The 26,996-nt window shown below is 61.4% G+C and carries 26 protein-coding genes; 10 read left to right on the top strand and 16 right to left on the bottom strand.

Annotated features, from left to right (window positions below):
• The first annotated feature begins 2 nt into the window (after positions 1-2).
• The 3 genes from PQR62_RS02575 (at position 3) to PQR62_RS02565 (ending at position 5,291) form a co-directional block, all read left to right on the top strand.
• Entirely contained in the window at positions 3-683 is a 681-nt protein-coding gene (locus PQR62_RS02575) for a cysteine hydrolase family protein (RefSeq protein WP_408154461.1), read from the top strand.
• 859 nt (positions 684-1,542) lie between these two features.
• Positions 1,543-4,089, top strand: coding sequence for a sensor domain-containing protein (locus tag PQR62_RS02570; protein ID WP_408154459.1), 2,547 nt, complete (start codon positions 1,543-1,545; stop codon positions 4,087-4,089).
• Positions 4,090-4,265: 176 nt separating this feature from the next.
• Positions 4,266-5,291, top strand: coding sequence for an NAD-dependent protein deacetylase (locus PQR62_RS02565; protein ID WP_408154458.1), 1,026 nt, complete (start codon positions 4,266-4,268; stop codon positions 5,289-5,291).
• Between the two features lie 9 nt (positions 5,292-5,300).
• Here the strand turns inward: PQR62_RS02565 and PQR62_RS02560 are convergent, their stop codons facing one another.
• From PQR62_RS02560 to PQR62_RS02550, 3 genes are all read right to left on the bottom strand, one after another.
• Positions 5,301-6,596, bottom strand: coding sequence for a zinc-binding metallopeptidase family protein (locus PQR62_RS02560; RefSeq protein ID WP_408154457.1), 1,296 nt, complete (start codon positions 6,594-6,596; stop codon positions 5,301-5,303).
• Between the two features lie 69 nt (positions 6,597-6,665).
• Positions 6,666-8,303: a histidine kinase famiy protein gene (locus PQR62_RS02555; protein ID WP_408154455.1), complete on the bottom strand. Its 1,638-nt coding sequence runs from the start codon at positions 8,301-8,303 to the stop codon at positions 6,666-6,668.
• Positions 8,304-8,467: 164 nt separating this feature from the next.
• Positions 8,468-8,971, bottom strand: coding sequence for a hypothetical protein (locus PQR62_RS02550; protein WP_408154453.1), 504 nt, complete (start codon positions 8,969-8,971; stop codon positions 8,468-8,470).
• Positions 8,972-9,239: 268 nt separating this feature from the next.
• On the opposite strand from PQR62_RS02550, the gene PQR62_RS02545 reads away from it, so the two are divergent.
• Positions 9,240-10,895, top strand: a complete 1,656-nt coding sequence (locus tag PQR62_RS02545) for a methyl-accepting chemotaxis protein (protein ID WP_408154451.1) — start codon at positions 9,240-9,242, stop codon at positions 10,893-10,895.
• Positions 10,896-11,076: 181 nt separating this feature from the next.
• Here the strand turns inward: PQR62_RS02545 and PQR62_RS02540 are convergent, their stop codons facing one another.
• On the bottom strand, positions 11,077-11,949 hold the full coding sequence (locus PQR62_RS02540; protein WP_408154449.1) for a LysR family transcriptional regulator: 873 nt from the start codon (positions 11,947-11,949) through the stop codon (positions 11,077-11,079).
• A gap of 117 nt (positions 11,950-12,066) precedes the next feature.
• Here PQR62_RS02540 and PQR62_RS02535 point away from each other — a divergent pair, with 117 nt between their 5' ends.
• The 6 genes from PQR62_RS02535 (at position 12,067) to PQR62_RS02510 (ending at position 18,586) form a co-directional block, all read left to right on the top strand.
• Complete coding sequence (locus PQR62_RS02535; protein ID WP_459251851.1) at positions 12,067-13,476, top strand: MFS transporter; 1,410 nt, start codon at positions 12,067-12,069, stop codon at positions 13,474-13,476.
• Between the two features lie 160 nt (positions 13,477-13,636).
• A complete protein-coding gene (locus PQR62_RS02530) occupies positions 13,637-14,005 on the top strand; it encodes a hypothetical protein (RefSeq protein ID WP_408154447.1) in 369 nt (122 codons plus the stop codon).
• 313 nt (positions 14,006-14,318) lie between these two features.
• On the top strand, positions 14,319-15,467 hold the full coding sequence (locus tag PQR62_RS02525) for a muconate/chloromuconate family cycloisomerase (RefSeq protein ID WP_408154445.1): 1,149 nt from the start codon (positions 14,319-14,321) through the stop codon (positions 15,465-15,467).
• A gap of 211 nt (positions 15,468-15,678) precedes the next feature.
• On the top strand, positions 15,679-16,584 hold the full coding sequence (catA, locus tag PQR62_RS02520; protein WP_408154443.1) for a catechol 1,2-dioxygenase: 906 nt from the start codon (positions 15,679-15,681) through the stop codon (positions 16,582-16,584).
• 178 nt (positions 16,585-16,762) lie between these two features.
• Positions 16,763-17,662, top strand: coding sequence for a LysR family transcriptional regulator (locus PQR62_RS02515; RefSeq protein ID WP_408154441.1), 900 nt, complete (start codon positions 16,763-16,765; stop codon positions 17,660-17,662).
• A 21-nt stretch (positions 17,663-17,683) separates the two neighbouring features.
• On the top strand, positions 17,684-18,586 hold the full coding sequence (locus PQR62_RS02510) for a 1-aminocyclopropane-1-carboxylate deaminase/D-cysteine desulfhydrase (protein ID WP_408154439.1): 903 nt from the start codon (positions 17,684-17,686) through the stop codon (positions 18,584-18,586).
• Positions 18,587-18,645: 59 nt separating this feature from the next.
• Here the strand turns inward: PQR62_RS02510 and PQR62_RS02505 are convergent, their stop codons facing one another.
• The 12 genes from PQR62_RS02505 to ypfJ form a co-directional block, all read right to left on the bottom strand.
• Positions 18,646-19,260, bottom strand: coding sequence for a riboflavin synthase (locus PQR62_RS02505; RefSeq protein WP_408154437.1), 615 nt, complete (start codon positions 19,258-19,260; stop codon positions 18,646-18,648).
• Positions 19,261-19,452: 192 nt separating this feature from the next.
• Positions 19,453-20,562 (bottom strand): bifunctional diaminohydroxyphosphoribosylaminopyrimidine deaminase/5-amino-6-(5-phosphoribosylamino)uracil reductase RibD, encoded by a 1,110-nt coding sequence (gene ribD / locus PQR62_RS02500; protein ID WP_408154435.1) that lies wholly within the window; start codon positions 20,560-20,562, stop codon positions 19,453-19,455.
• A gap of 204 nt (positions 20,563-20,766) precedes the next feature.
• Positions 20,767-21,312: a GspH/FimT family pseudopilin gene (locus PQR62_RS02495; protein WP_408154433.1), complete on the bottom strand. Its 546-nt coding sequence runs from the start codon at positions 21,310-21,312 to the stop codon at positions 20,767-20,769.
• Between the two features lie 8 nt (positions 21,313-21,320).
• Complete coding sequence (locus PQR62_RS02490; RefSeq protein WP_408154431.1) at positions 21,321-21,854, bottom strand: type IV pilin protein; 534 nt, start codon at positions 21,852-21,854, stop codon at positions 21,321-21,323.
• A 68-nt stretch (positions 21,855-21,922) separates the two neighbouring features.
• Entirely contained in the window at positions 21,923-22,639 is a 717-nt protein-coding gene (locus tag PQR62_RS02485; protein WP_408154429.1) for a pilus assembly PilX family protein, read from the bottom strand.
• Positions 22,639-23,562 (bottom strand): PilW family protein, encoded by a 924-nt coding sequence (locus PQR62_RS02480; RefSeq protein ID WP_408154427.1) that lies wholly within the window; start codon positions 23,560-23,562, stop codon positions 22,639-22,641. The genes PQR62_RS02485 and PQR62_RS02480 overlap by 1 nt, the downstream gene beginning before the upstream one ends.
• A gap of 56 nt (positions 23,563-23,618) precedes the next feature.
• Complete coding sequence (pilV, locus tag PQR62_RS02475; RefSeq protein WP_408154425.1) at positions 23,619-24,179, bottom strand: type IV pilus modification protein PilV; 561 nt, start codon at positions 24,177-24,179, stop codon at positions 23,619-23,621.
• 227 nt (positions 24,180-24,406) lie between these two features.
• The gene (locus PQR62_RS02470) at positions 24,407-25,036 is read right to left on the bottom strand and encodes a DUF924 family protein (protein WP_408154423.1); all 630 of its coding nucleotides are present in this window, start codon (positions 25,034-25,036) and stop codon (positions 24,407-24,409) included.
• On the bottom strand, positions 25,033-25,251 hold the full coding sequence (locus tag PQR62_RS02465; protein ID WP_408154421.1) for an RNA-binding S4 domain-containing protein: 219 nt from the start codon (positions 25,249-25,251) through the stop codon (positions 25,033-25,035). The genes PQR62_RS02470 and PQR62_RS02465 overlap by 4 nt, the downstream gene beginning before the upstream one ends.
• A gap of 115 nt (positions 25,252-25,366) precedes the next feature.
• Complete coding sequence (locus tag PQR62_RS02460; protein ID WP_408154419.1) at positions 25,367-25,654, bottom strand: hypothetical protein; 288 nt, start codon at positions 25,652-25,654, stop codon at positions 25,367-25,369.
• A gap of 32 nt (positions 25,655-25,686) precedes the next feature.
• Positions 25,687-26,070, bottom strand: a complete 384-nt coding sequence (locus PQR62_RS02455) for an MAPEG family protein (RefSeq protein WP_408154417.1) — start codon at positions 26,068-26,070, stop codon at positions 25,687-25,689.
• 34 nt (positions 26,071-26,104) lie between these two features.
• Positions 26,105-26,995: a KPN_02809 family neutral zinc metallopeptidase gene (gene ypfJ / locus PQR62_RS02450; protein WP_408154415.1), complete on the bottom strand. Its 891-nt coding sequence runs from the start codon at positions 26,993-26,995 to the stop codon at positions 26,105-26,107.
• Position 26,996 lies beyond the last annotated feature (1 nt).

The raw sequence follows: 26,996 nt of genomic DNA, 5'->3' as shown, positions 1-26,996 counted from the left end.
TCATGCACACCAAGTTTCTGCGTTGCGCCGTTCCGCTCTCCCTGCTGCTCGCGCTGTCCGCCTGCAACACCACGCCGATGAGCGGCGGCGCGGCACCGGCCAGTGATCTCAACGCCGGTGTCTCGGTGTTGCCGGCCATTCCGGCGCCGGCGACGGTGGCGCTGGATGCCTCGACCACGGCGCTGCTGATTCTGGACATCAATTCGGTGATCTGCCAGCCAAATCCGGCTTGCATGGCGACCGTGCCTGCGATTGCTTCGCTGCTGCAAAAGGCGCGCGCGGCCAAGGTGCCGGTGCTGTATTCGTCCACGCAGAGTCCGGCCGGCGTCTCGCCCGCCTTGCCCGACATCGCGCCGCAGGGCAACGAGCCGACCGTGGTGTCGCGCGCCAACAAGTTCACCGGCACCGCGCTGGAAGAGCTGCTGCGCCAGCGCAATGCCAGGACGCTGGTGATCGTCGGCAGCGCCGCCAACGGCGCGGTGCTGTATTCGGCGTTCCATGCCAATACGCGCGGTTTCACGGTGGTGGTGGCGGAGGATGGTTTGTCCAGCCCGGTGCCGATCAACACTACGCTGGCGCGATATCAGATGCTGAATCAGGCCGGCTTCTACAACTCCAACAACACGCCGCTGGCCGACCAGCGCGTGACCCTGAGCCGCAGCGAGCTGATCAGTTTCAAATGATCTGAGCCGGCGAGTGCGATTGAACCGCCACGTTTCAGGCAGCAATGCCGTTCAGTGAAGAACTGAACGGCATTTTTTGTACTGTTTGATTTCAAAGCCATTCGCCCTGAGCCGCTGCAAAGCAGCGCATCGAAGGGCGGGCAAACTCTGTGAACGTCGGACGCTGGCTTCGATACGGTCCTGCCGAGCTACTCAGCACTAACGGTGTGGGCGTGTCTGTTCAGGCGCTCGCTTAACTGAACGGCATGCGGCTCCGCGACGTGTGTTTTTATTGCGGAATGCCTTCCTTGGATCCTCCGGTTCCGTGCGAACCTGCCTTCGAGAAAAAACCGAAACTGGTCATCGGGCTCAGTTTCCGGTTGCGGAGCAGGATGCAGCAAAGCAATGAACGGCAGACGGAGATGAGGGTGTTGTTGTAAAAGTTGCCACAGGCGCATGTTGAGAATAAAAAGCCACTCTTTACACTGCGGCCTGTTTTTATCAGCCGGCGGGGCACTTCAAATTGCAAGTGATCCGCGTTATCAATACTTATCAGACGCCCCCCCCGGCAAGCTTGTATTCGGGGCCAGCGAGAATGCATGATCAGCACAGCCACTTTTCCCTGTGGGTTCAAATGACTCACGTTTTAAAGTGAATGAGTCGATCCGGAGCGTATCGCTTCATCAGGGCTCTGGCCGGTTTTTCTCCGTCGTGATGCATGTTGCAGCGCAGATGAAATGTTTTGGTGCAGGTTTGACGTCAGCATTGCGCAAGGTAAGATAGGCGGCACAGGCCAGAAGGATCGGATTTGACGGGGGAAAAGCAAGCAAGACTGTCTTCGACGACTGGCCGATTTATACAAGTTCGAGGACTTACAACGATGTCGCACGAAGAAGCACGAGGCCCCGCTGAACTGGCGGCGCTGTCAACCGAATTGTCGTACAAGCTGCTGGTCGAGGGCGTGTCCGACTACGCCATCTATCTGCTCAATCCCGACGGCATCGTCAGCAGCTGGAACACCGGTGCGCAACTGGCCAAAGGCTATCGCGCCGATGAAATCATCGGTCAGCATTTTTCCCTTTTCTATACCGCCGGCGATCGCGTCAAGGGTCTGCCGCAGCAGGCGCTGCAACAGGCGCTGACGTCAGGCAAGTTCGAAGCCGAAGGCTGGCGCCTGCGCAAGAACGGCGGCCGTTTCTGGGCGCACGTGGTGATCGACCCTATTTACAAAGAGGACGGCCGCCTGCTGGGCTTTGCCAAGATCACGCGCGATTGCACCGAGCAGCGCCGCCTGCAGGATGCCAGCCTTGAGTCTGAACGCAACTTCCGGCTGCTGGTGGAAGGCGTGACCGATTACGCGATCTACATGCTCAAGCCGGATGGCACCGTCGCCAACTGGAACAGCGGCGCCCAGCGTGCCAAGGGCTATTCGAAAAATGAAATCGTCGGTCGCCATTTCTCGGTGTTTTATACCGAGGAAGAGCGCGCCGACGGGCTGCCGCAGCGCGCGCTGGAGACCGCGCTGCGCGAGGGCAGGTTCGAGATTTACGGCTGGCGCTTGCGCAAGGACGGATCGCGCTTCTGGGCGCATGCGGTGATCGATCCGATCTATCACGACGATGGTGCGCTGCTGGGGTTTGCCAAGATCACGCGTGACTGCAGCGCGCAAAAGAAGCTGGAAGAAGAGCGGCGCGACACCGAAAACCGCTTTCGTCTGCTGGTCGAAGGCATTACCGACTACGCCATCTACATGCTCAATCCCGATGGTACCGTCGCCAACTGGAACGCCGGTGCGCAGCGCGCCAAGGGCTATCTGGCTAAGGAAATCGTGGGCCGGCATTTTTCCGATTTCTATCTGGCGGAGGAACGCGACGCCGGACTGCCGCAGGCCAATCTGAACACCTCGCTGGCGACGGGAAAATTCGAAGGCGAAGGCTGGCGCTTGCGCAAGGACGGTTCACGTTTCTGGGCACACGTGGTGATCGATCCCATCTATCGCGAAGACGGCGTGCTGCTGGGTTTCGCCAAGATCACGCGCGATCGCACCGAACAGAATGAAAGCGCCGCCAAGATCATGTTCCTGGCGCGCCACGACGGCCTGACCGGGCTGCCCAATCGCGCGCAGTTCATGGAGCAGCTGGACACTTCGCTGGCGGCCTGTGCCGATACCTCGCATCGGGTTGCGACCATCAGCATCGACCTCGACGGCTTCAAGGAAATCAATGACGCTTTCGGTCATGCCATCGGCGATCAGGTGCTGTGCAAGCTGGCGGAACGCCTGAAGAAACTGGTCGGCGAACACGAGTTCGTGGCGCGTTTCGGCGGCGATGAATTCGTCGCCATGAAGTACTACAAGTCGGACAAGGCCTTGCGCGATTTCATCACGCGTCTGCACAAGGCGCTGACCACCACGCTGCATCTGGAGGATACCGACATGACGCCGGGCGCCAGCATCGGTGTGGCGATCTTTCCGCTGGATGCGCAGGAGCGCGCGCAACTGCTCAACAATTCCGACCTCGCGATGTACCGCGCCAAGAAGAGCATAGGCGAAAAGATCTGCTTCTATGAGTCCGAGATGGACGAGGCTTCGCGCATGCGCCGCACCATGGCGCGCGACATCTGGGTGGCGCTGGAGCAGGGACAATTCTTTCTCAACTATCAGGTGCAGCGCGCCGTCAATCCGGATCGTGTGACCGGCTACGAAGTGCTGCTGCGCTGGCGTCATCCGGAACTGGGCCTGATTTCGCCGGCAGTGTTCATTCCGGTGGCGGAAGAGTGCGGCGCGATTGGCGCCATCGGCGACTGGGTGCTGGAAAACGCCTGCCGCGAAGCGATGCAATGGAACCTGCAGCCCAAGATCGCCGTCAACCTGTCGCCGCTGCAATTGAACAATGTGTCGATGATCGACCGTGTGCGCAATGTGCTGGCTGAAACAGGCCTGCCCGCCGAACGGCTGGAGCTGGAAGTGACCGAGAGCGCGCTGGTCGGCGACAAGGCGCGTGCACTGCATATCCTGCAAGAGATCAAGGCCATGGGCGCGACCATTGCCATCGATGATTTCGGCAGCGGTTATTCATCGCTGGAAACCCTGCGCTCCTTCCCCTTCGACAAGATCAAGCTGGATCGCAGTTTCATCAGCGAGCTGGAAACCAGTCGTCAGGCCAAGGCCTTCGTGCGGGCGATTCTGGCGCTGGGGCATAGTCTGAATGTGTCGGTGCTGGCCGAAGGCGTGGAGACCGAGCAGCAGCTCGCCGTGCTGCAGCAGGAAGGTTGCCATCAGATGCAGGGCTTTCTGTTCGGCCGTCCGGAAACGCTGGCCATTCTGGCCGAGACGCGTTCGCTGCAAGCCATCGATCTGGCCCCCGACGCTGTTGCTACAACGCTGCTGGCCCAGCCGCAGCAAGGTCTTGCTGACGGGCGGCCGTAAACGTTTACAAGCAATTCCCGGCCGCGGTTCCGGCGGGGCTTCCGGGTTGCGCGAAGCCGGCGCCAACGCAATCCGCAAGCACGCGGGTGAATCCCTAAAAAGCCGGGGCCGGCAGCCAATCGCGATTTGGCTTATCGTGGCGTATCCATTTCACTTTTCGCCATCGGCCATCCACCATGACGCCAGCTCCGACGTCGGCAACGACGCGCCAGCCTGAATCCCGCACCGACCAGCAGACGCTGCTTGCGGTGCCTGCTCTTTCCGACTCTTCCGAGCTGATCGCCAATGCCGAGGTATTGGCGACTTTCCTCGCGCGTCATCGCCACACCATGCTGTTGACCGGCGCCGGCATCAGCACTGCTTCAGGCATTCCCGATTATCGCGATCGCGATGGCATCCGGCGCGGCCGGCTGCCGGTGCAGGGCGCCGAATTCCGGCAGTCGGAAGCGGTGCGCAAGCGCTACTGGGCGCGCAGCATGATAGGTTGGCCGACGCTGGCGCAGGCGCGGCCCAATGCCGCACATCTGGCGCTGGCGGCGCTGCAGCAGCATGCTCGCGCCGGCGCCTTGCTGACGCAGAATGTCGATGGCCTGCATCAGCAGGCCGGCAGCCGCGAGGTGATCGAACTGCATGGCAATATCCATCGCGTGATCTGCCTGCAATGCGCCACGCAATTCCCGCGCGCCGAGGTACAGCAGACGCTGCAAGCGCTGAATCCAGAACTGGCCGGCACGCTGGCGCAGCCGCTGCCTGACGGCGATGCCCAGCTCGAACCGGATGCCCACACTGACTTTCATGTGCCGGCCTGTCCGCGCTGTGGCGGCATGCTGCAGCCCGATGTGGTGTTCTTCGGCGACGGGGTGCCGCGTGCACGCGCCGAAGTCGCCGAGCAGGCCGTGCAGCAAGCGGACGCCTTGCTGGTCGTGGGTTCTTCGCTGATGGTGTTTTCGGGATTTCGATTCGCGCGCATGGCGGCCGAAGCCGGCAAGCCGGTGATCGTGCTCAATCGCGGCGTGACGCGCGCCGATTCCCTGTTGACGCTGAAGATGGAGTTTGCGGCCGAGCACATGCTGCCGCAGGTGCTGCGGCAGCTTGGCATTGCAGCCCTAACGGAAGCGCAGGTCGAGGCTGCAGAAGTTGAGGCCGGAGTTCAGTCTGCGGCGCTATCGGATCCCTTATCGCATCCCTTATCGCGCACCTGAACTTCAGCATCACTGTGGTGGATGCACCTGCGTGATGAAGGCGGAGTTCGCCGCCTCCTGCGTCTGCACCATGCCGGCATCGCTGCTCATCGTTTGCTGTTGGCCTGACTGGCTTTGCTGCGACTGGCTTGCCTGAGCCTGCAGATTTGCATGAGCCTCCTGATCCGCCGCTCCTTGCGACAGCTTGTTGCCCGACACCACGCCATGCACAAAGCGCAGCTTTTCCAGCACCGGCGTCGATAGCGTGAAGGGATAAGAATCAGGCATGCCCACGCTGCGGTTGAGGCTGTTCAGCACATACGTCAGCGCAAACCATTCGGTCGACAGCTCTTCAAACGAAGTGGCTTCCAGCGGCGAGTTGCTGATCACCAGCTGCTGCTCGCCGGGCTTGATCGGGCGCAGTTGCATGCCGCATTCGTAGGCGGTTTCCAGCGTGTCGAACATGTGCAGATAGTGAGCCCAGGTCTCGGCCCAGTCTTCCCAGGGATGGCTGCTGGCGTAGCTGCTGACAAAGCGCTGATCCCAGTCGGCCGGCGGTCCCTGATCGTAATGTCGTTGCAGACTCTCGCCGTAGTCCTGGCTTTCATCGCCGAACAGCGCACGGAAATCCTGCAGCAAGGGGCCATTGGCGATCAGCCGGTCGAAATAGTAATGCCCGCTCTCGTGGCGGAAGTGGCCGAGCAGGGTGCGGTAGGGCTCCGCCATCTGCACGCGCGCCTTCTCTCGATGTGCAGGGTCGGCCTCGGCGATGTTGATGGTGATCACGCCGTCGGCATGGCCGGTCATCACACCGGGGCCGTGCGGCGGATCTTGCAGGAACTCGAAGGACAGGCCCTTCTCTGCATCGTCGACCTTGGGCACCGGTTGCAGACCGAGCGTCCATAGCGAGTGCAGCAGTCGGCGCTTGGCCGACTCCAGGCGCACCCAGTAGATCTTGTTCTGTTCGATATCGAGCGAAGGGATCACGCGCGTCAGGCGGCAGGAGGCACACAGCTCGTTGCCATCGCGCTCGTCCAGCATCCAGTTGCAGACGTGTTCCAGCGCGTAGTTGCGGCACTGCTTGAAGTTGCGTCCCTGATTGGCCGGATTGATGTTGCGCCAGCGCATGGTGTTGCCGGCGGCGTTGCTGTCGGCAGTATCGGCATTGCGCTCCGGCAGCGGCATTTCTTCCGGTGCCGTCACCGGCGAAAAACTGCTGATGCATTGCAGTTCAGGTTGATAGCCGAGCATCCAGCCGCAGTTGCCGCAGAACGTGTTTTCGAAGAAAACCTGTTTGCTGCAGTTGTCGCAATGAAAGGTTTTCATCGGATGTAGTCCATTCTGATCAAGTTATGCATGGGTTAAAAATCATGTGCAACTGCAGCCAAGTCATCCTCAGCTTACTCCGTTCGGGCCGTCCAGAATCAGACGCACCTTGCGCGCCAGTTCATCGCGGCTGTAAGGCTTGTTGAGCACCTGAAATTCGACGCCGCCGGCATTGGTGTTTTCCAGCGACTCCGAGGCGTAACCGGTGGTCAGCAGGACGCGGATGCTCGGCATGCGGCGTCGCGCTTCACGCGCCAGCACCACACCGTTCATGCTGCCCGGCATGATCAGGTCGGAGAACAGCAGATCGATATGATCACTGCGCTCCAGCACCACAATCGCTTCGGCCGGGCTATGCACGGTGACGGCGTTGTAGCCCAGACTTTCAAGCATGGCCTGCGCCAGTTCGGCGACCTCGATACGGTCGTCCACCACCAGAATGGTTTCAGCGCCGCCGCGTTCCACAGCCTGTATACCGGGGCGAGGCGAGTGCCGGACTTCTTCCAGCGTCGCCGGGAAATACAGGCGCACCGTGGTGCCGGCATCCAGCGTCGAGGTGATGCGTACTGCGCCGCCCGATTGCTTGGCGAAACCGTACACCATCGACAGGCCCAGGCCGGTGCCCTTGCCTTCATCCTTGGTGGTGAAGAAGGGATCCATCACGCGATGCAGAATGTCGGATGGAATGCCGGCGCCGGTATCCACCACTGCGATGGATACATACTTGCCTGCCTTCAGTCCGAAGGTGGCGGGCATGTCTTCCTCTTCCAGTTCTTCATTGCCGGTGCTGATGGTGACTGTGCCCTTGCCGTTCATGGCGTCGCGCGCGTTGATCAGCACATTGAGCAGCGCCACTTCCATCTGGGTCGGATCGACCCGGCAATTCCACAGGTCCGATGCCAGATCGGTCTCCACTTCGATACTGCCGCCCAGCGTGCGGCGCACCAGATCGGTCAGATTCTCGGTCAGCGAATTGAGATTGACGGTGCGCCCCTCCAGCCGCTGCTTGCGGGCGAATGCCAGCAATTGCTGGGTCAGCACGGTCGCTTTGTTGGAGGCGTTGCGAATGCTCTCCACGCTGCGTGCAATCCGTTTCAGATCCGGCACGTTGGCGCGCAGCGACAGCCCCATGATGTCGAGATAGCCGCTGATCACCTGCAACAGATTATTGAAGTCGTGCGCAATGCCGCCGGTCAGTTGACCCAATGCTTCCATCTTCTTGGCCTGGCCCAGCGCATCTTCAGCATCGCGGCGGCGGCTGATGTCCAGTTGCGAGGCGAAGTAGTAGACCAGCTTGCCCTGGCCGTCATACACCGGCGAGATGTATAGCGCATTCCAGAAGGTCGAGCCGTTCTTGCGATAGTTGAGAATCTCGGTGGCGACTTCGCGCCCGGCCTCAATGGCGGCACGTACTTCATCCACGGTGGCCGGATCGGTCTCCGGGCCTTGCAGGAAACGGCAGTTGGTGCCGACGATTTCCGCCGTCGCATAACCGGTCATCTGCAGGAAAGCGCGGTTGGCGAAGACGATGGGATTGTCCGGTAAATTCGGATCGGTCACGATCATCGGCATGCGCGTGGTCTCCACCGCAGCGAAAAAGATATCGCTGCGCTGTCCGCCACCGATTTCATTTGGCAGATAGGCAATATCTACGGTCGGCGCACCCTGGACCGTCTCGGATTTTTGGTTCGGATCATGTTGGTTCATAGCTTCACTTTCAGTAGTCTTGTATGTTTTATTCGCTACCAGCGTTGCGGCAGATCGGTTCGACCGGGTCTTGCGATCTTTGTTCTTGGACGCTCGTCGCCCGTGGACCTTTGTTGTTTCAGGATGTTGCTTTTTTGCATGCATGTTCTGCAATTGCCTGCGCCTTATTTGAGTTTGCGATCCTCGCGCTTGGCATCGGCCATCGCGTCCGGCTCCAGTTCCTCGGCGGAGCGATTCAGATGGACGAACAAGCCCCAGCCGGCCAGCATCACGCCGACGCCCACCAGAATGCTGGCGGCATACAGCAGGTTTTGCTGATCCTCATGCACGGCGCGGAAGGTGGCGACCAGTCCCTCGATCGCCAGCGCCACCACCACCACCACGAAGAAGCGCGACAGAAAGCGGCGTACCCGGGTCGGCGCGCTGATGTCGGCGTCGCGCACCACTTCTTCCTCGATGATGGTTTCGGCGATCTGCAGCGCCACTACCGCCGCCGCCAGAATGCCGATCGCCTCGATCAGGGCTTGCGCCTGCGCCAGGTCCAGTCCCTCGCTTGCCGCCATGTAACCCATGCGCGCGGCAATCAGGATCAGCAGCAGGGCCCCCAGCGCGAACAGCAGGGCCATCAGGCCATGCACTGCGCCGAAAACACGCATGATGTATTTCATGAATGACAATTCCTTTCTGATCATTATCAAATGGCGATGAGGCAATTACCGCGGAGCGGCCCTGGACGCGCCTATGGCTGAGCTTTGGGTTGGATGGCGTGGCGCAGCAGATGTTCTGGCAGCAAGCTCTCATTCGTGCGTAGGCCTTTGAAGACGACCAGGCAGGACGATTCCTACGTGATGTTGGTTGACAGAACTAAGGAAAAGCCTGATAGCAAAGGCGAGTCCGGTGCACGAGAATGGCTACATCCACTCAAGGGAGAACGTGATGAAAAACTGGAAAATCGGCATACGTCTGGGTCTGGGCTTTGGCGCCTTACTGGTGCTGTTGGTTGCAGTAGCAGGTATCGGTTTGCAGCAAGTTTCAACGCTGAATCAGCGTGTCGAATTCATCACCTCCGTTGATGAAGGTAAGTTGTTGTCGTTGGGCAAGGTGCAGTTTGCCGTCGGTCTGCGTGCGATTGGTGCACGTAATCTGGTGCTGGTGGGCGACCCCGCTGCACAGAAAAGCGATATCGAGCTGGTGACCTCGGCGCAAAAAGATATCGATGCAGGTTTGAATGAAATGGCGGCGCTGATGAAGAATCGCGAAGATGCGACGGATGAAGAGCGTCGCATGCTGGACGAACTGCGCGCCCTGGAAGCCAAGTATCTGCCTATCGCCACCAAGATCGGCGGCCTGGCGACCACACAGCAGACTGACGCTGCCAAGAATGCGCTGATCAACGACTGCATGCCTTTGCTGAAACAGGTGATCGCCCACATCTCGGCCTTCAATACCTTGCTGCGCAAGAATTCGCATGCCAATCTGACGGCGGCGCAAGAAGCTTACACAGTGTCCAAGCTGACCATGATGCTGATGAGCGTGATTTCACTGGCACTCGGCGGTCTGATCGCCTGGTGGCTGACACGCTCGATCTCCCGTCCGCTGAAGGAGGCTGTGGTGGTGGCGCAGAACGTCAGTGCCGGCGACCTGACCAGCCAGATCAACGTGCACAGCAAGGATGAACTCGGTCAGTTGATGCTGGCTCTGAAGAACATGAACGGCAATCTGCAAAACATCGTCGGCGATGTCCGCCGCGGCACCGACACCATCGCTACCGCCTCGACTGAAATCGCCAGCGGCAATCTGGATCTGTCGAGCCGCACCGAGCAGCAAGCTGCCTCGCTGCAGGAAACTGCCTCGGCGATGGAGCAACTGACTGCGACCGTGAAGCAGAACGCAGAAAACGCACAGCAAGCCAACCAACTGGCGGAAACGGCATCGGATATCGCAGTCAAGGGCGGTGCGGTGGTTTCCCGGGTGGTTGATACCATGAACTCGATCAATGAGTCTTCCAAGAAAGTGGTCGACATCATCGGTGTGATCGACGGCATCGCCTTCCAGACCAATATCCTGGCCTTGAACGCCGCAGTCGAAGCAGCCCGTGCCGGTGAAGAGGGTCGCGGTTTTGCGGTGGTAGCCTCGGACGTGCGCAGCCTGGCACAACGTTCGGCAGCCGCTGCCAAGGAAATCAAGACGCTGATCGGCGACTCGGTGCAAAAAGTTGAAGCCGGCGCAGCGCTGGTGGATGAAGCCGGCGCCACGATGGGTGAAATCCTGTCCAGCGTGAAGCGTGTCACCGGCATCATGGGCGACATCACCGCGGCCAGCCAGGAACAGACCATGGGCATCGAACAGATCAACCTCGCCATCGCTCAGATGGATCAGGTGACGCAGCAAAATGCCGCACTGGTGGAAGAAGCCGCCGCTGCCGCCGCCTCGATGCAGAATCAGACCAGCAGCCTGGCCGGCATGGTCAGCGTGTTCAAACTGGATCACGTGCCGACCGCACCGCAACTCAATACCGTGCATCTGCCGCTGAACCGCAAACTGAGCAGCAAGCAGCCGCTGCCGATCGGCGAACTGAGCTACGCAGCCTGAGCGGCGCAGTGAATGTAGTGAGTGCAGTGGAGTGAATGAAGTGGCTTGATTACCGTAGTGCCCGCAAGAAAGTGGAGTAGTCAGAGGAAGACTTCAACTGCCGATTCAGAGGTCAGCAGATGAAGATGCCCGCAGGGAGAAATCCACTGCGGGCTTTTTTATGTCCATCGCCGGCGGCGTGTCAGTCCAGCATGTTGAGAAAATTGCTGACGATGGCCGACTTGTCGCGTGCGTAAGCAAAGGCCAGCTTGGCCAGCGGACGCGGCCCGCGGATGTCCAGGTAGCGCACGCCGTCGAGCTTGATCTGCGCAATCGCTTCCGGCACCACCGAGACGCCGAGCCCGGCGGCCACCAGATTGACCAGCGAAGACAGTTGCGGCGCCTGCTGATTGATCATCGGTTCGAAACCGGATTCGCGGCAGGCCCGGATCACTTCGTCATACAGCGCCACGCCGTTGGAACGTGGAAACATGATGAAAGGATCCTGCGCCAGTGCCGACAAGGGCAGGGCGCGACGACTTGCCAGCGGATGCGAACGCGGGATCACGATCTTCATCGGTTCCGAAGGGAAGTGGCGCAGCTCCAGGCTGTCGGCAACGAGACTGCTGGGGCGCACGAAGGCTGCATCCAGCCGGCCGTCTTCCAGATGCGTGAACAGATGCGCTGAATTGGCTTCCATCAGCGACACTTCGACCGCCGGATAGCGCTCGCGGAAAGCTTGAATCGAAAGGGATACCACCGGGTTGAACGCCGCCGACGTGGTGAAACCCATGCGCAGCTGGCCGGCATCGCCACGCCCTATCTGCTGCGCCGCGCGCACGGCCTTCTGCGCTTCGTCCAGCGTCTGTCGCGCATGCACCATGAAGGCGTGCCCGGCTTCAGACAATTCCACGCCATGCGAACCGCGCCGGAACAGCTCCACCCCGATTTCTTCTTCCAGATTGCGAATCTGCATGCTCAGCGGCGGCTGGCCGATGCCGACTTTCAAGGCGGCCTTGGTGAAGCTGGATTCCTCGGCGACGGCGAGGAAGTAACGGAGATGGCGTAATTCCATGGTATCTGTTTTATAGATATTGGTGGCTAGTGATATATATTGGACAATACACGACAATGCTCTCAAACTGAAGTCCATTGGCAGCATTAGCTGCGACGAACTGTTCTGGAGCAGGGTATGAAGACAGCAACACTCGACGAGCGGCCCGGCACAAAAAGCACACCGCACGCAATGCAGACACCGGCCGCCTTGCACTCACAGACGGCGACACAGGATGGCGAGGATGGTCCACGCGCCATGGCCACGCTGATCGATACCGAAAGCCTCGCCGGACCGGATCGTACGACCGTGCGCAATCCCGTCCCGGAGCAGTCGGCCAAGGCCGGCGAGAGCGGCATCCTGCCCGGCAGCGATACTTATCGTCGCGTCAGCTTTGCCTTGTTTCTGGCCGGTTTTTCCACCTTCTCACTGCTGTATTGCGTGCAACCGCTGTTGCCCGCATTCACCGAAGAATTCCACATCGGCGCCGCGCAGAGTTCGCTGGCGCTGTCCTTGTCGACCGGTTTTCTGGCGTTTTCGATTCTGGTCGGCGGCGTGCTGTCCGAGCGTCTCGGCCGCAAAAGCCTGATGTTCGCTTCGATGGCGCTGGCCGCTGTCTTCAACATGCTGGCCGGGCTGGCGCCCGACTGGCATCTGCTGCTGGCGGCACGCGCGCTGGAAGGTATGGCGCTGGGCGGCGTGCCGGCGATTGCCATGGCCTATCTGGCCGAAGAGATCGCGCCGCAGGGTCTGGGTTTGGCTATGGGCCTGTATGTGGGCGGCACCGCGTTCGGCGGCATGATGGGGCGGGTCGGCATGAGTTTTCTGACCGAGTTCTTTTCATGGCGCGTGGCCCTGCTGGCGGTCGGCGCGCTCGATCTGGCGATGGCCATCGCCTTCGTGCTGATGTTGCCGCCTTCACGCAATTTCGTGCGCAAGCTGCATCTGACCATGGGCGATCATCTGCGCTTGTGGCGCCGCCATCTGCAGCACCGCAGTCTGCCTTTGCTGTTTGCGGTCGGCTGTCTGTCGCTGGGCGTGTTCGTGACCATCTACAACTATGCCGCCTTCCGCCTGATGTCGGCGCCGTTCAGCCTGAGCGCGGGCGCCACCGGTCTGGTGTTCAGCGCCTACATTTTCGGCGTGGTGGCGTCCTCCTGGGCCGGCGCGCTGGCCGATCGTTTCGGTCGCGGGCCGCTGATGACGGCGGGTGTGCTGATCTCGATTGCGGGTTTGCTGCTGAGCGCCTCATCGGCATTGGACGTGGTGATCACCGGCATCGTGCTGATGACCATCGGCTTCTTTACCGCGCATGCGGTCGCCAGCGGCTGGGTGGGGCGCATGGCGGTCGGTGCCAAGGGCCATGCCTCGGCGCTGTATCTGCTGGCGTATTACCTGGGGTCCAGCCTGATCGGCTCGGTCGGCGGCTGGTTCTGGCAACACGGCGGCTGGCAGGCTGTGGCCGCCTTCAGTCTGGTGTTGTTGCTGGTCTGTCTGGGCTGCGCCGGCCTGCTGTGGCGGCGTGTGCGCACCGCAACGCTGGCTTGAGCGCTTGAGCGGGACAGCCCAAAAGCGTGCGCTCAGACACAATCTCGTAAGAAATGTAACGGAGTTTCGTAAAACATCTAAATCGATACAAGCTGGCCTATATTGAAACCGTGCCGCAAAGAACTGAGTTAAAGCGGACTTTTAAGACAGGAGCCACATCATGGCCAGCAAAAAAATCGTATCTGCAGTGCTCGTGACCTTGCTTGCATCGGGCATCACCACTTCAGCTTTCGCCGGCGACCGCTATCACGGCGGTGGCGGCGGTAACGGCGTCGCCATAGCGGCCGGCATCATCGGCGCAGTCGCTATCGGTTCTCTGATTGCCAACGCCAACTCGGCGCCGCAACCGGTCTATCAGGCGCCGCCGCAGCCCGTCTACTATCAGCAGCCGCAGCAGGTCTATTACGAAGCGCCGCAACGCGTGTACTACGAACAGCCACGCTATGCGCCTCCGCCACCACGTTATGTGGAACGCGGTTATGAAGTGCGTCAGGTCTATCGCTACGACGACGGTTACTATCGTCGTTAAGCAAAGCGACTGAGCCGCAAGCGCGATTGCTTGCGGCAGTAGTTCCCCCGTAGCACTTCTTGTCTCTCTTAGTTTTTAGCGCGCCCTCAGTGCCGCCGATAACGGCCTGAAGGGCGCGTTGTCGTTTGGCTGCACGATTTGCCTGTTGCCTCTTTGTTTTGCGATGCAGCATGCAATCTCATCAAGTTGTGCCTGTTTCAGCCGTGGCCCTGGCGATACCCAATAGGTATGAGGCACATCCTTATTGATCTTGGACAGCCGCTTGCAGCGCGCCTACCATGAGGCCCATCTAGAAAATAATTCCAGGGCCGCCATGCAAGCACGCATCGAATCGATTGAAACCATTCTGGTCGACGTTCCGACCATCCGGCCGCACCGCTTGTCAGTCGTGACCATGAACCGCCAGACGCTGGTGCTGGTGCGCATCCGTTGCGCCGACGGTTTCAGCGGCCTCGGCGAAGCCACCACCATCGGTGGTCTGAGCTATGGCGAAGAAAGTCCGGAAAGCATCAAGGTCAACATCGATACCTATATGGCGCCGCAACTGCTAGGCGGCGACGCCACCGGTATTGCCTTGTTGATGGCCAAACTGCGCGACACCGTGCAAGGCAATCGCTTCGCCAAATGCGCCATCGAAACCGCCTTGTATGATGCGCAGTCGCGGCGTCTCGGTATTCCGCTGAGCAGCCTGTTCGGCGGCCGTGTGCGCGATGCGGTGCCGGTCGCCTGGACGCTGGCCAGCGGCGACACCGCACGCGATATCGCAGAAGCGGAGAAAATGCTGGATCTGCGTCGCCACAATATTTTCAAACTGAAGATCGGCGCCCGTAGCGTGCGCGAAGATGTGGCCCACGTCGCCGCCATCAAGCGCGCGGTCGGCGAGCGCGCCAGCGTGCGGGTCGATATCAACAAGGCCTGGAGCGAGACCGATGCCATGTTCGGCGTGCCGGGCCTGAAGGATGCCGGCTGCGATCTGGTGGAGCAACCGATTTCCGACGACAACAATGCCGGCACGCAGCGCCTGACGCAGCGCGCTCTGTTGCCCATCATGGCGGACGAGTCGCTGCATGGCCCGGTCGACGCCTTCCAGCTGGCGGCCAGCCATGCCGCCGATGTCTTCGCGATCAAGATCGCGCAGTCGGGCGGGCTGGTCGGTGCGGCGCAGGTGGCCGCGATCGGGCGTGCCGCCGGCATCGATCTGTATGGCGGCACGATGCTAGAAGGCGGGGTCGGCACCATGGCCTCGGCGCAATTGTTTTCCACCTTTGATGAGCTGGCCTGGGGCACCGAATTGTTCGGTCCTCTGCTGCTGACCGAAGAACTGCTCAGCGCGCCGCTGGACTATCGCGATTTTGAGCTGCACCTGCCGGCCACGCCCGGGCTGGGTGTGCTGCTGGATGAAGAAAAACTGGCGTACATGCGGCGCGACCGCAGCACGCTGACCGTGTTTGCGGTCGGCTGAAATAGTCGCACGGAGCCTGCCGAAAAGATGCGCCACAGCGCACGGCAACACCGGCAGGTTTCCGCTAAAGCGCTTGATTGAATAGGGATGCATGTTTTTGCCGGGCGCCTTGCCCGCATGCATTCCGGTCGTGACGAAATTCAGCAATGCAGACAGCACCGCCAGTCCCGGCGGTGACTAAAAATAAAGTGTTAAACGTTAAGGAGATCACATGGACCGCAAGGCAATCGACGCTTTACTGGCAAAAATTGAAAGTAAAGAAACCGGCGTCGGCAACCCCCGCTTGAAACTCATCGTCAATCGCATCGTCAAGGATCTGTTCTACGCGATTGAAGACCTGGATATCCAACCTGACGAATTCTGGACTGGCGTCAACTACCTGCAGCATGCAGCGCCTGAGCTGGGCCTGCTGGCCGCCGGCCTCGGCTTCGAGCATTTCCTCGACGTCCGCCTGGACGAAGCCGATGCACAAGCCGGCGTCACCGGCGGCACCCCGCGCACCATCGAAGGCCCGCTGTACGTGGCCGGCGCGCCTGAGTCCAAGGGCGAAGCGCGTCTCGACGACGGCAGCGAACCGGGCGAGCCGCTGGTGATGCAAGGCCGCGTGCTGGACGAGCAGGGCAAGCCGGTCGCCGGCGCGCTGGTGGAGGTCTGGCATGCCAACCATCTGGGCGGCTACTCGCACTTCGACCAATCGCAACCGGCCTTCAATCTGCGCCGCAGCATCCGCACCGGCAGCGACGGCCGCTATCGTTTCCGCAGCAGCATGCCGGTCGGCTACAGCGTGCCGCCGGGTGGTTCGACCGACAAATTGCTGCAACAGATCGGCCGCCACGGCACGCGTCCTGCGCACATTCACTTCTTTATCTCGGCGCCGGGCATGCGCAAGCTGACCACGCAGATCAACATCGACGGCGATCCTTTCCTGTGGGATGACTTCGCCTTCGCCACGCGCGAAGGTCTGATCCCCAAGATCACCCGCATCGAAGACAAGGGCCGTATTGCTGAAGTCGGTCTGGGCGTCAGCAGCGCCTTCGATCTGATCGACTTCGACTTCGCGATGCATGCCGAGAAATCCGGCCTGCCCAGCGGTGAAGTGCAGCGCGAACGCGCCTGATCAAGTCCGCTATTTGTCACACTCGCTTGAGGCTGGGCGCTGAGCGCGCTTGCTGTCCAGCATAGCAATCTGATGTCGCCGGCCGCCTGCCAGGTTTAACACCTGGCAGGCGGCCGGCGCATTTGTGCCAAAAGCAGCTAATATCGCATCCTTGCCTCACGATACTCTGGAGGGTCGGATGGAACTGCGTCACCTGCGTTATTTCGAAGTGCTCGGAAAAACGCTCAATTTCACCAAGGCGGCCGAGCTGCTGCATATGGCGCAGCCGCCGCTGTCTCGTCAGATTCGACAGCTGGAAGAAGAGATCGGCACCGCGCTGATCGACCGCGACGCGCGCCCGATGGCGCTCACCGCCGCCGGCACTTTTTTCCTTGAACAGTGCACGCAGATGCTGTCGCGCGTCAGAGAAATACAGGACGCCGCGCTGCGCATCGGCCAGGGTCAGCGCCGCTGGTTCGGCATCGGTTTCGTGCCGTCGGCGCTCTACGGTTTTCTGCCCGAACTGATCCGCCGCTATCGTCTATCGAGTCTGGATGTCGACGTCGTGTTGTCCGAGATGACCACGGTGCAGCAGGCCGATGCGCTGAAAGCCGGCCGCATCAGCGTCGGCTTCGGCCGTCTGCCGCTGGACGACGCCGAACTGGTATGCGAAGTGATTGCCGACGAGCCGCTGGTGGCCGCCTTACCGCTCAAGCATCGCTTGCTCAAGGGCGGCAAGCCGACGCTGGAACAACTGGTGTCCGAGCCTTTTATCCTTTACCCCGCGCGCCCGCGTCCCAGCTACGCCGACCACGTGCTGCAACTGTTTCGCGCGCACGGACTGGCCTTGTCCAACGTGATCGAAGTCAATGAGATGCAGACCGCCATCGGTCTGGTGGCCGCCGGTGTCGGCGTCACGCTGGTGCCGGATTCGGTGCAGCGCCTGAAGCGCGACGACGTCGTCTATCGCGGATTGAAAACCAGAAACGTGACCTCGCCGGTCATCATGAATTACCGCCGCGATGATGCCTCGCCGGATCTGCAGCGGCTGAAGACTTTGCTGGCGGCGCTGTACAAGCAGACCGCATCCGCAGACTAGGCAGAAGGCTGGCTGCCGACCATGCATCGCTTCGCAACCGAAAAATCCATCCTGCAACAGCTGCCGCATCCCGACTGGGATCGGCGCGGCATCCGCGTGCTCGTCAAGCGCGACGACCTGATCGATCCTTATGTTTCGGGCAACAAGTGGCGCAAGCTGAAGTACATCCTGCAACTGGCGCGCCGGCAAAATCAAAAAGGCATACTCACGCTGGGCGGAGCATTTTCGAATCACTTGCTGGCGACGGCGGCAGCCTGCCGTGAAGCGGGGTTGACCTCCATAGCCCTGGTGCGCGGCGACGAACTGACTGCAGAAAGCAACCAGAATCTGCACGCCTGCGCGGAGCTCGGGATGGCCTTGCATTTCCTGCCGCGCCCGGAATACGACGCCAACGGCATGCAGGCGCAACAGGCAATCTGGATGCAGCGCCACCCGCATTGCTTGTTCGTGCCGGAAGGCGGCGCCATGCCGGAGGGGCTAAAAGGGTGTCAGGAAATCTGGGACGAGATCGCGGAGCCGGTGCATCACGTATTCGTGGCGCAAGGAAGCACCACCACCAGTTGCGGATTGCTGACGGGCGCAGCCGCATCGACCACCGTGCATGTGGTGCCGGTGCTGAAGGGCTTCGACTCGCGTGCAGAGATGCACAGTCTGCTCTCATCCCTGCTCGGGGATCCATCGCTTGTGAACAGTTACCTGCGACAAGTCGCCGTTCACGCCGGCCACCATTTCGGCGGCTACGCAAAAAGTACGCCGGAGTTGCTGGACTTCATTCGCGATTGCCGGCAACGATGGGATCTGCCGCTCGACCGGATATACACCGCCAAGGCGTTTCATGCCCTGGTCGACGCAGTGGAGAATTCGGCGGAATTTGACGGCGCCACCGTGCTGTTTCTTCACACGGGCGGGCTGTTCAACGGCTGATGCAGACCTGGGAGTCGCAGGTTTCGTGAACGGGCCAAGTTCGGCCCGGCACTTCGACTTTACTTGGCGATGGACAGCATGCGCTCAACGTAACGCGCAATCAGATCGATTTCCAGATTGACCTTGCCGCCCACGTGCAGATGCTTGAGCGTGGTGACCTGGATGGTGTGCGGTATCAGGTTGATCGAGAAGCGGCAGCCGGTAGCCAGGTCTTCCACGCGGTTGACGGTCAGCGAAACGCCGTTGACCACCACCGAGCCCTTGTAGGCGAGATATTTCGCCAGCGACTTCGGGGCTTCGACGATCAGCTCCCAGGATTCACCCACCGGTTCAAATTTCTGCACAGTGCCCAGGCCATCCACGTGGCCCGACACCAGATGGCCGCCCAGGCGCTCGGCCAGCGTCAGCGCTTTTTCCAGATTGACTTCGCCCGGCGCATCGAGGCCGGCAGTCAGGTTCAGGCTTTCGCGCGAGACATCGACCGTGAAACCTTGTGCGGTTTTTTCCACCACCGTCATGCAGGCGCCGTTGAGTGCGATGGAGTCGCCCAGCGCGACGTCCTGCAGCGGCAGTTCGCCGGCATCGATGCTCAGGCGGACGCCGGCATCGGCGCTGGCGCCCAGAGCTTGAACGGAAGTGATTTTGCCGACGGCGGCGACGATACCTGTAAACATGCTGGAATCCGGATTGTGAGTTGAAACGAATGGGGGAGGCGCTTGAAACTGCTCAGGCCTGGCGATGCATCGCACCCTGAAAGATGTTCAGAATATAGGGCTTGAATGCCGCGATTCAATATCGGCATTCAAGCCGCACAGGCATTGCCGATCAGGCAAGCGCCGGGCCACAGCATGCAATGCGCAGCTGCTTCAGAATCTTGCAAGGATACGCAAATCCGCGCCGATCTGCTTGACCTCGTAGAAGCGCAGATCGATCTTGCCGGCCAGATCGTCCAGCGGCGGCAGGTCGAACATGGCGCGCGCGTCGCCGATCAGGCTGGGCGCCAGATACAGCAGCAGCTCATCGACGCAGCCTTCGCGGATCAGCGAAGCATTCAGCTTGGAGCCGGCTTCCACATGCAATTCATTGATCTGGCGTTTTCCGAGTTCACGCATCACCGCCGGCAGATCGACCTTGCCGTCGGCATTGGGCAGCAGGATGACTTCCACTCCGGCGTCGGTCAGCGCGCGCGTTCTGGCCGCGTCGTCGCTGGCGGTGAAGACCCAGGTGCCGCCGCCTTGCACGATGCGCGCTGCCGGCGCCAGCGCCAGTTTGCTGTCGACCACGATGCGGCGCGGCTGGCGTGGCGTTTCGATGGCGCGCACATTCAGTTGCGGGTCGTCGTCCCTGACGGTGCCGATGCCGGTCAGGATCGCGCAGGCGCGGGCGCGCCAGATGTGGCCGTCGTCGCGTGCTTCCTGGCTGGTGATCCATTGGCTCTTGCCGTTGTGCAGCGCGGTCTTGCCGTCCAGGCTGGCCGCGCTTTTCATGCGCACCCAGGGCGTGCCGCGTCGCATGCGAGTCAGGAAGCCGATGTTCATTTCTTCCGCTTCATCCTTGAGCACGCCCGAGGCGGTGGCAATGCCGGCGGCCTGCAGGCGGGCCATGCCTTGCCCCGCCACCAGCGGATTGGGATCGGCGATGGCGGCGACCACGCGGCCGACGCCGGCCTTGATCAGCGCGTCGGCGCAGGGCGGCGTGCGACCGAAATGGCTGCAGGGCTCCAGCGTGACGTAGACGGTGGCGCCGCGCACATCCTGGCCGCGCGCATGGGCATCCTGCAAGGCCTGGATTTCGGCATGATTGCCGCCCGGCGGTTGGGTGAAACCGGCGCCGATGATGCGGCTGTCCTTGACGATGACGCAGCCGACGCGTGGATTGGGCGTGGTATTGAGAATGCCGAAACCGGCCTGGATCAAGGCCAGCGCCATGGCTTGCTGGTCGTTTTCGATGGTGATCTGGTAGAGGGTGTCGTTCATCTGGTCTCGTCGTCTGCCGGGCTGCGATGGGGGCGGATCAGGTCAAAACGCGGCCGGATAAAGGAGGCCTATGTGTACGCATAAGCTCCGGCTGTACGGTGATTTTGCCTGCCTGATCCTGAAGCCCGTCAATATACACGCCCGGGCATGGTGCTGCATCTTCGGCGCTGCCTCTACGGTAATGCCGAGCAGATGGCGGCCGGTTCAGGCTGCACCACAGTTGCCGTCGCGTTGCGGATCGCAGATGCGCGCGCGGCCGAGGAAGTTGATGTAAATCACGCGGCTCTGACCACTGAGCGAGAAGTGCCAGCTGCCGCTCCTGGCCGGCTGGCCGTTTTCCTGATAGCCGATGATCTGGCCGCCGCCGGTATAGCTGATCGCCAGGCCGGAGGGCAGGGCATCGTGCTGACTGACGATGGCGGCGGGCGACGCGCCGTTCTCCGGCGCATGAATCCGCCAGCCGCTGCGCCAGTCCTTGCCATCCAGCGGCGACATCTGCATGCGGTCGTTGCGCTGCATGGCTTCCGAGCGGGTCTGATGGATGGCATGCAGGAAAGCGTTGCTGGCGCTGATCAACTGCTGCGCCGCGAGGAAATCGCGCAGGCCCGGCAAGGCGGTGGTGACGGCGATGGCCGCGATCAGCATGGTGACGAGCAATTCAGGCAAAGTGAAGCCGCCCGGGCGTCGGCTTGGGAAGGCCGACGGCTTCGTTCCAGGCTTGATTTCCCTGGCAATCAATGTGTTGTTCATGTCTGGTCTCACCAGCAAACGGCAGAACCTGGACCGGCAGTTTTTCCTTCACTGCGACCAGCCTGGGTTTTGAGTCCACGGCTATTGAGCGTCAGCGTGCCGCACTCGGGATCGTGAAAACCGGTATTGACGACGGCGCTGCCCGGCACTGCTGACAGTTTTACGCAGTGGCGGATATCGTCGCCGTCGCAGGCTGCGGCCTGCAATTGATAGGCGCTGGCAGCGGGCGTATCGGCCGAATGCCATTTCAGGCCGCCGGCCTGTAGCGCTTCATCGAAGGGCAGATAGCTATTGTTTTGCGAGAAATATCGTTCCTGCTGCTGCATCAGCAAATACAAGGCATTGCGGCCCTCGACGCGCTTCATGCGCAGGACATATTGCTGATAGCTTTTGAAGCCGAATCCCGCCAGCAGGCCGACCAGCGCCAGCACCACCATCAGTTCCAGCAGGGTAAAGCCGGTGTTGGACGGGCGCCGCGGACGGCCGGCGTCGCGCGGGAAGCAGGGACTATTCGGCAAGGGCGCAAAGACTGGGGTGTGCATGTGAATGTGCATGAGCGGGCTCCTGAGAAGAGGCGGGAAGTGAGTCCAGGCGGGCGATCCGGGGTGATTCATTTCCTGTCGGCCGAACGGCGCTTCCAGCCGCTGATTTCTTTCCAGCTCAGCACTTGCGCGCGCGCCGCCCGGCCGGGTGTGGCGGCATCCTTGCGGATCAGCATTTGCAGCACGACTTGCGTCGTCTCGCGGTTGCCGAAACCGATGGCGGTGATGCGGAAGAGATGCTGTATTGGCTTGTCTGCCGTGCCGGTCTGCGTATCGTTCCCCGCTCTGCCTTTTGGCGGCGGCAACTGAATCAGTTCTATGGCATAACGCGGCGGTTGCATCGGCAAGACGCCTCCTTCCTGCGTAAAGCGGCGATGGCTGAAGCTGCCGTATTCCACCACTGCACCGCCGGCCTGGCTGAGTTCCAGCTTTTTCCAGTTGAGGTTTTGCAGGTCGGCGCCGCACAGGCCGCGTCGTTTGCCGTCGGCATGGCAGAGTTTGTCATGCGGGAAGCCGGAATCGTCTTCCTTGTCTTGCGCAGAGGTCAAGCTTGCGGTAAACAGCTCGGCGCGACTGCCGTGCACGATGTCGAACAGCGCATCGTTGAGTCCTGCCTGTGCGCCTTGATAGGCGAGCAGGCGGTCGCGCTGGTTGCGCGCACCGTATTCTCCCTGCACCGCAATTTCGGCGGTGGCCGCGCCCAGCAGCAGAATTGCGGTGAGCATGATCAAAGAAACCAGCAAGGCGGCGCCACGCTGATGCGGCCGGGTCTGGCGCACAGCCATCACCGCAACACCAGACCGGCCGGCGGATTGCGCAGCCAGACCATGCGGCTGAAGACCTGGCGGGTGCGGCCATCCTCGCGCGGCTCGGAAAAGCGGCTGCCGGTGTCGCCCGGATTGCTGCGGCTGTAGTCGCTGCCGAACAGATCGTGCTCACGCGGCCTGGCGTTTTTGGCTTCGCCGGTGCGCCCGCCGAAATGGGCTTCCGTACGTACCAGCAGCGCGATCCTGACCGCCACGACCTGTTGCCATTGCGCCGGACTGAGCTGGCTGGCCGCCAGCAATTGTTCCGGGATGCCATCGCCGTCGCTGTCCAGCGCAAATAGGAATTGTAGGTTTTCCACGCCGCGCGCGATGGCGTCGCTGCTCCAGATGCCGTTCTTGCCGCGATACTGGCAGCGCAGTTCCGGTTCGTTGCCGCGCCCGGTGGCGACGGAGAATACGGTCCAGCCGCGTTCGCCCGGCTCGAGGCTGGACGGCGCTCCCATGCCGCCGGTGCCGCAGCTGAATATGGTGTCGTCCGCCGGCTGGCCCGAGCCGAAATAGCCGATCATCAGCAGATCGCTGCCGTTGATGCCGTCGCGTCGCGCAGGCGATGGCCGCTCGGGATCGGGATTGGCGCTGCCGCGACTGTCGTCCACGCCGTAGAGCGCGGGCGGCAGCGGGTTCAGATTGCGCTGTTGATTGAGCCAGTGTTCCCACGGCAGATGATGGGTCTGGCGCAGCGCACGCGCGATCTGCTCCAGCGCATAACGGCCGGTTTCTTGCAGTTGATTGTGGTGATGCAGGCTCAGATAGGTGTTCTTGACGTTGAGCAGCATGGCCGTCGCCGCCAGCACCACCAGCAGACCCAGTCCCAGCGCCGTCATCAGTTCGATCAGGGTGAAGCCGCGTTGCCGGGCGGGCGTCGATGCAGGATGGTGCACACATCCCCGTCTGCGCAGAAGATGCTCGTGAGCGAGCAAACCTGAGTGGCGATCCATCAGCGGGGCGGCTCGCCAACCGGCAAGACGAACTGCGGCGCTGACTGCGGGTCTTTGCCCCCAGCAGCATGTGCGCTGCCCGCACGCCAGCCGATCTTGATCACCAGCGCGGCCGAGGGCTGCCGATCGCAATCCCATTGCAGGCTGTCTTGCCGCCACGGTGAGCTGTCGCGGCAGACCACGGCGCGTGCAGCAGGCAGCATCAGCACGCGGCGCTGCCAGTCGCGCAATTCAAAGTCCAGATATTGCTCAGGCGCGCAGCGCTTGCGATAACAGTTGCCGGTGGGCGGCACCGGCTGCGTGCTGTCGATGCTGAAAAGATAGGGTTCACCGGCCATGGCCTGGGCCGGCAAGCTGCTGATCATGTCCGCCAGCTCCGCCGCCAGTTGCATGGCGCTGGTGTGCAGCAGGCTGTCGCGACTCATGCGCAGGCTGTGCAATTGCAGGGCGATCATGCCGAGCGCAGCGCTGCTCAGAACCAGCATGGCGATCAGCACTTCAATCAGGCTGAAGCCTGAGGAAATGCGGAAGCTGAATTTGGATGTGGAAATCGTGCTCATCAAGCCTCTCCTGTTGCAGAGAAGTCGCCGTTGCCGGCGGTAGAAAATGAGCGAATGAGTTTATGTCAGCGTGGCGATGATCCGCCTGTGCTGTACGCGAAGGCGCGCATATATCGCTACAGGCTGGAAATTATTCGCAACTGCGATCGAATGCTCGAGGTGGAGTGCCTGGAACAGGCGCGAGGCTGAAGCAGGAGGGCCGCCTCAGCCTGCGTGGAAGAGAAAAATCAGAATGAGGAACCGGGTTGCTTCAGAAACTCGACTTCTTCGGGCGTGGAAGCGCGTCCGAGAATTTGATTGCGGTGCGGGAAGCGCCCGAAGCGTTCGATGATCACGGCGTGGCGCTGAGCGAATTTCAGAAAATCGTCGAAGCAGGCCTGGTCGGCGCCTGCAGCGTTCTTCGCCAGCGCACGGAACAGCTGCAGCGAGTATTGCTGATCGTCGGCGTCTTCGGAATGCTCCAGCGGCAGGTAAAAGAACACGCGCTGGATCGGCGTCACTTGCTGATCGAGGCCCATGGCCAGCGCCAGATGGCAATATTGCCGCGCCATGTCGTCGTAGTCGAAGGACTGCGGCGTGCCGCGATGGATGTTGCGCGAGAACTGATCCAGCAGCAGGATCAGCGCCAGCATGGATTGCGGCTGCTCGGCCCAATCCGCCAGACGGTTCTGCGCGGCGTCTTCCAGCAGCGGCCCAAAACGCACACGCATGTCCTGATCGACCTCTGGATTCTTGCCCCACCACGGTGCTGCCTGACGGCTGACGATGACATGCGCCTCGGTTTGCGCATGATCGGCGCCGAACCAGAACTCCAGGATGGCTGCGACCTGATCGCTTGCTGCAGCCGCCTGCGTCATTCAGCCACCACGCGGATTTCGACGTCGCCCAGGCGCACTTTCTGGCCGGCGACGATCTTGCAGGTCTTGCGCAATTCGGTCTTGCCGTTCACGCGCACATTGCCTTCGGCCACGATGACCTTGCCGGCGCCGCCGCTGTCGCACAGCCCGCAGAGCTTGAGCAGCTGGTTCAGTTCGACGTAAGGGCCTTGCAGTTGGAATTCCAGGGTTTGCATAATGGGATCTTGAGATGAAAAGGGGAGGGCGACATCTGCTTTGGGGAGACTGGGCAGATGTCCGGTATTGAATCGGCGAACCCGGATGCGTGAAAGCTTTGGGAACGCTTGGGGCCTACGCGGCAGCGACCGTCTGCTGCGCCTTGTCCAGCCAGGTATCAAGGCTGTTGAGCAGGTCGCCCTGACTGAACGAGCAGCTTTCTTCGCTGAACAGGCTGCCGGCTTCCAGCCGGCCCAGCAGGTCTTCCGCCACTTGCTCATAGCGGGGCGGCAAGCTTTGCAGCAGCGCGGTCTGGCCGCGCCAGGTCCGGCATAGCGCGGCAACATCGCTGCGGCCGCCGCGCAGGGCATCGAGCGCATTGCGCAATTGTTGCAGGCTGTTCAGCGGGTCTTCGTGGCTCATGGCGTATTTTTTGATGTGGGTCCGGCTTGGGTTCAGGCGCTCATGGCGGCGACGACAAAGAGCGCAATCACGCAGATTATTCCGAGTAGGTAGGACAACGAGCGCAGTGACGGCTTGTCGTTCAGGTAGAGGTAAGTATACGCCAGCCGGATCACGATGAAGGCCGCCGCCAGATAGTCGATCAGATATTGCGTCGCGCCGGCCTGTTGCGCCACCAGCACCGCTGCGGCGAAGAAGGGAAAGGCCTCGAAGTGATTGCGATGCGCGTAGTCGGCGCGGCGGCGCACTCCGGTCTGCTTGTCCAGCCAGGCGCGCGGTTCCGAGTTGTCGAAGTCCTTGCGGCCGCGCTTGGCGATGGCGATGGTGAACATCGGCATCAGGCCGGCGATCAGGATGCACCAGTAGGAAATATGCATGAAGTGTCCTTGTCAGTATGGGTTAAATCAACATTCAAAGTTGCTTGGCTTCGAAGGTATTGCAGGCGCTCACCTTGCCCTGCGTAATGCCGCGCTTGAACCAGGACACGCGCTGCGCCGAGGTGCCGTGGGTGAATGAATCCGGCACCACCTCGCCGCGCGCTTGTCGTTGCAGCGCATCATCGCCGATGGCGGACGCTGCATTCAGCGCGGCGTCGATATCGCCGTCTTCCAGAATATGGCGGGCCTGATCGGCGTGATAGGCCCACACGCCGGCGAAGCAATCGGCCTGCAATTCAAGCCTGACCGACAGTGCATTGGCCTGCTTTTCAGTGGAGCGCCGGCGCGCGGCGTCGACCTTGTCGGAAATGCCCAGCAGATGCTGCACGTGGTGGCCGACCTCGTGCGCAATCACATAGGCCTGCGCGAAATTGCCGGAGACCTTGAAACGCTGCTTCATCAGTTCATAGAAACTGAGATCGATATAGACCTTCTGGTCGCCCGGACAGTAGAACGGGCCGGTCGCAGTCTGGCCGGTGCCGCAGGCGGTCGGCGTGCTGCCGGAAAACAGCACGAGTTTGGGCTGTACATATTGTTTGCCGCTGGCGCGGAACAACTGCTCCCAGGTGTCTTCGGTATCGGCCAGCACGGTCGAAACAAAACGCGCCATCTGATCGTCGGCCGCCGGCTTGTGCGCGGGCGCCTGCTGCTGCACCTGTACCGGCTGGCCGCCGCCTCCGCTCAGCATCTGCAGCACCGTGAGCGGGTTGATGCCGAGAAAATAGGACGCCACCAGCGCCACGGCGACCGTGCCCAGACCTATGGAACGCCCGCCGAAGCCGAAACCACCGCCTCCGCCACCGCCGCCATCCTCGCCGCGACGGTCTTCCACATTATCGCTTTCGCGGTTGCCTTCCCATTTCATG

This window comes from Herbaspirillum lusitanum, from assembly GCF_046025995.1.
Classification (GTDB): Bacteria; Pseudomonadota; Gammaproteobacteria; order Burkholderiales; family Burkholderiaceae_D; genus Herbaspirillum; species Herbaspirillum lusitanum_A.
This window is presented reverse-complemented; position numbering and strand designations above follow the sequence as displayed.

Excerpts from the sequence above, each read along its gene's own strand:
- PQR62_RS02575 (WP_408154461.1), top strand. The coding sequence starts at position 3 with ATGCACACCAAGTTTCTGCGTTGCGCCGTTCCGCTCTCCCTGCTGCTC.
- PQR62_RS02570 (WP_408154459.1), top strand. The coding sequence starts at position 1,543 with ATGTCGCACGAAGAAGCACGAGGCCCCGCTGAACTGGCGGCGCTGTCA.
- PQR62_RS02565 (WP_408154458.1), top strand. The coding sequence starts at position 4,266 with ATGACGCCAGCTCCGACGTCGGCAACGACGCGCCAGCCTGAATCCCGC.
- PQR62_RS02560 (WP_408154457.1), bottom strand. The coding sequence starts at position 6,596 with ATGAAAACCTTTCATTGCGACAACTGCAGCAAACAGGTTTTCTTCGAA.
- PQR62_RS02555 (WP_408154455.1), bottom strand. The coding sequence starts at position 8,303 with ATGAACCAACATGATCCGAACCAAAAATCCGAGACGGTCCAGGGTGCG.
- PQR62_RS02550 (WP_408154453.1), bottom strand. The coding sequence starts at position 8,971 with ATGAAATACATCATGCGTGTTTTCGGCGCAGTGCATGGCCTGATGGCC.
- PQR62_RS02545 (WP_408154451.1), top strand. The coding sequence starts at position 9,240 with ATGAAAAACTGGAAAATCGGCATACGTCTGGGTCTGGGCTTTGGCGCC.
- PQR62_RS02540 (WP_408154449.1), bottom strand. The coding sequence starts at position 11,949 with ATGGAATTACGCCATCTCCGTTACTTCCTCGCCGTCGCCGAGGAATCC.
- PQR62_RS02535 (WP_459251851.1), top strand. The coding sequence starts at position 12,067 with ATGAAGACAGCAACACTCGACGAGCGGCCCGGCACAAAAAGCACACCG.
- PQR62_RS02530 (WP_408154447.1), top strand. The coding sequence starts at position 13,637 with ATGGCCAGCAAAAAAATCGTATCTGCAGTGCTCGTGACCTTGCTTGCA.
- PQR62_RS02525 (WP_408154445.1), top strand. The coding sequence starts at position 14,319 with ATGCAAGCACGCATCGAATCGATTGAAACCATTCTGGTCGACGTTCCG.
- catA (WP_408154443.1), top strand. The coding sequence starts at position 15,679 with ATGGACCGCAAGGCAATCGACGCTTTACTGGCAAAAATTGAAAGTAAA.
- PQR62_RS02515 (WP_408154441.1), top strand. The coding sequence starts at position 16,763 with ATGGAACTGCGTCACCTGCGTTATTTCGAAGTGCTCGGAAAAACGCTC.
- PQR62_RS02510 (WP_408154439.1), top strand. The coding sequence starts at position 17,684 with ATGCATCGCTTCGCAACCGAAAAATCCATCCTGCAACAGCTGCCGCAT.
- PQR62_RS02505 (WP_408154437.1), bottom strand. The coding sequence starts at position 19,260 with ATGTTTACAGGTATCGTCGCCGCCGTCGGCAAAATCACTTCCGTTCAA.
- ribD (WP_408154435.1), bottom strand. The coding sequence starts at position 20,562 with ATGAACGACACCCTCTACCAGATCACCATCGAAAACGACCAGCAAGCC.
- PQR62_RS02495 (WP_408154433.1), bottom strand. The coding sequence starts at position 21,312 with ATGAACAACACATTGATTGCCAGGGAAATCAAGCCTGGAACGAAGCCG.
- PQR62_RS02490 (WP_408154431.1), bottom strand. The coding sequence starts at position 21,854 with ATGCACACCCCAGTCTTTGCGCCCTTGCCGAATAGTCCCTGCTTCCCG.
- PQR62_RS02485 (WP_408154429.1), bottom strand. The coding sequence starts at position 22,639 with ATGGCTGTGCGCCAGACCCGGCCGCATCAGCGTGGCGCCGCCTTGCTG.
- pilV (WP_408154425.1), bottom strand. The coding sequence starts at position 24,179 with ATGAGCACGATTTCCACATCCAAATTCAGCTTCCGCATTTCCTCAGGC.
- PQR62_RS02470 (WP_408154423.1), bottom strand. The coding sequence starts at position 25,036 with ATGACGCAGGCGGCTGCAGCAAGCGATCAGGTCGCAGCCATCCTGGAG.
- PQR62_RS02465 (WP_408154421.1), bottom strand. The coding sequence starts at position 25,251 with ATGCAAACCCTGGAATTCCAACTGCAAGGCCCTTACGTCGAACTGAAC.
- PQR62_RS02460 (WP_408154419.1), bottom strand. The coding sequence starts at position 25,654 with ATGAGCCACGAAGACCCGCTGAACAGCCTGCAACAATTGCGCAATGCG.
- PQR62_RS02455 (WP_408154417.1), bottom strand. The coding sequence starts at position 26,070 with ATGCATATTTCCTACTGGTGCATCCTGATCGCCGGCCTGATGCCGATG.
- ypfJ (WP_408154415.1), bottom strand. The coding sequence starts at position 26,995 with ATGAAATGGGAAGGCAACCGCGAAAGCGATAATGTGGAAGACCGTCGC.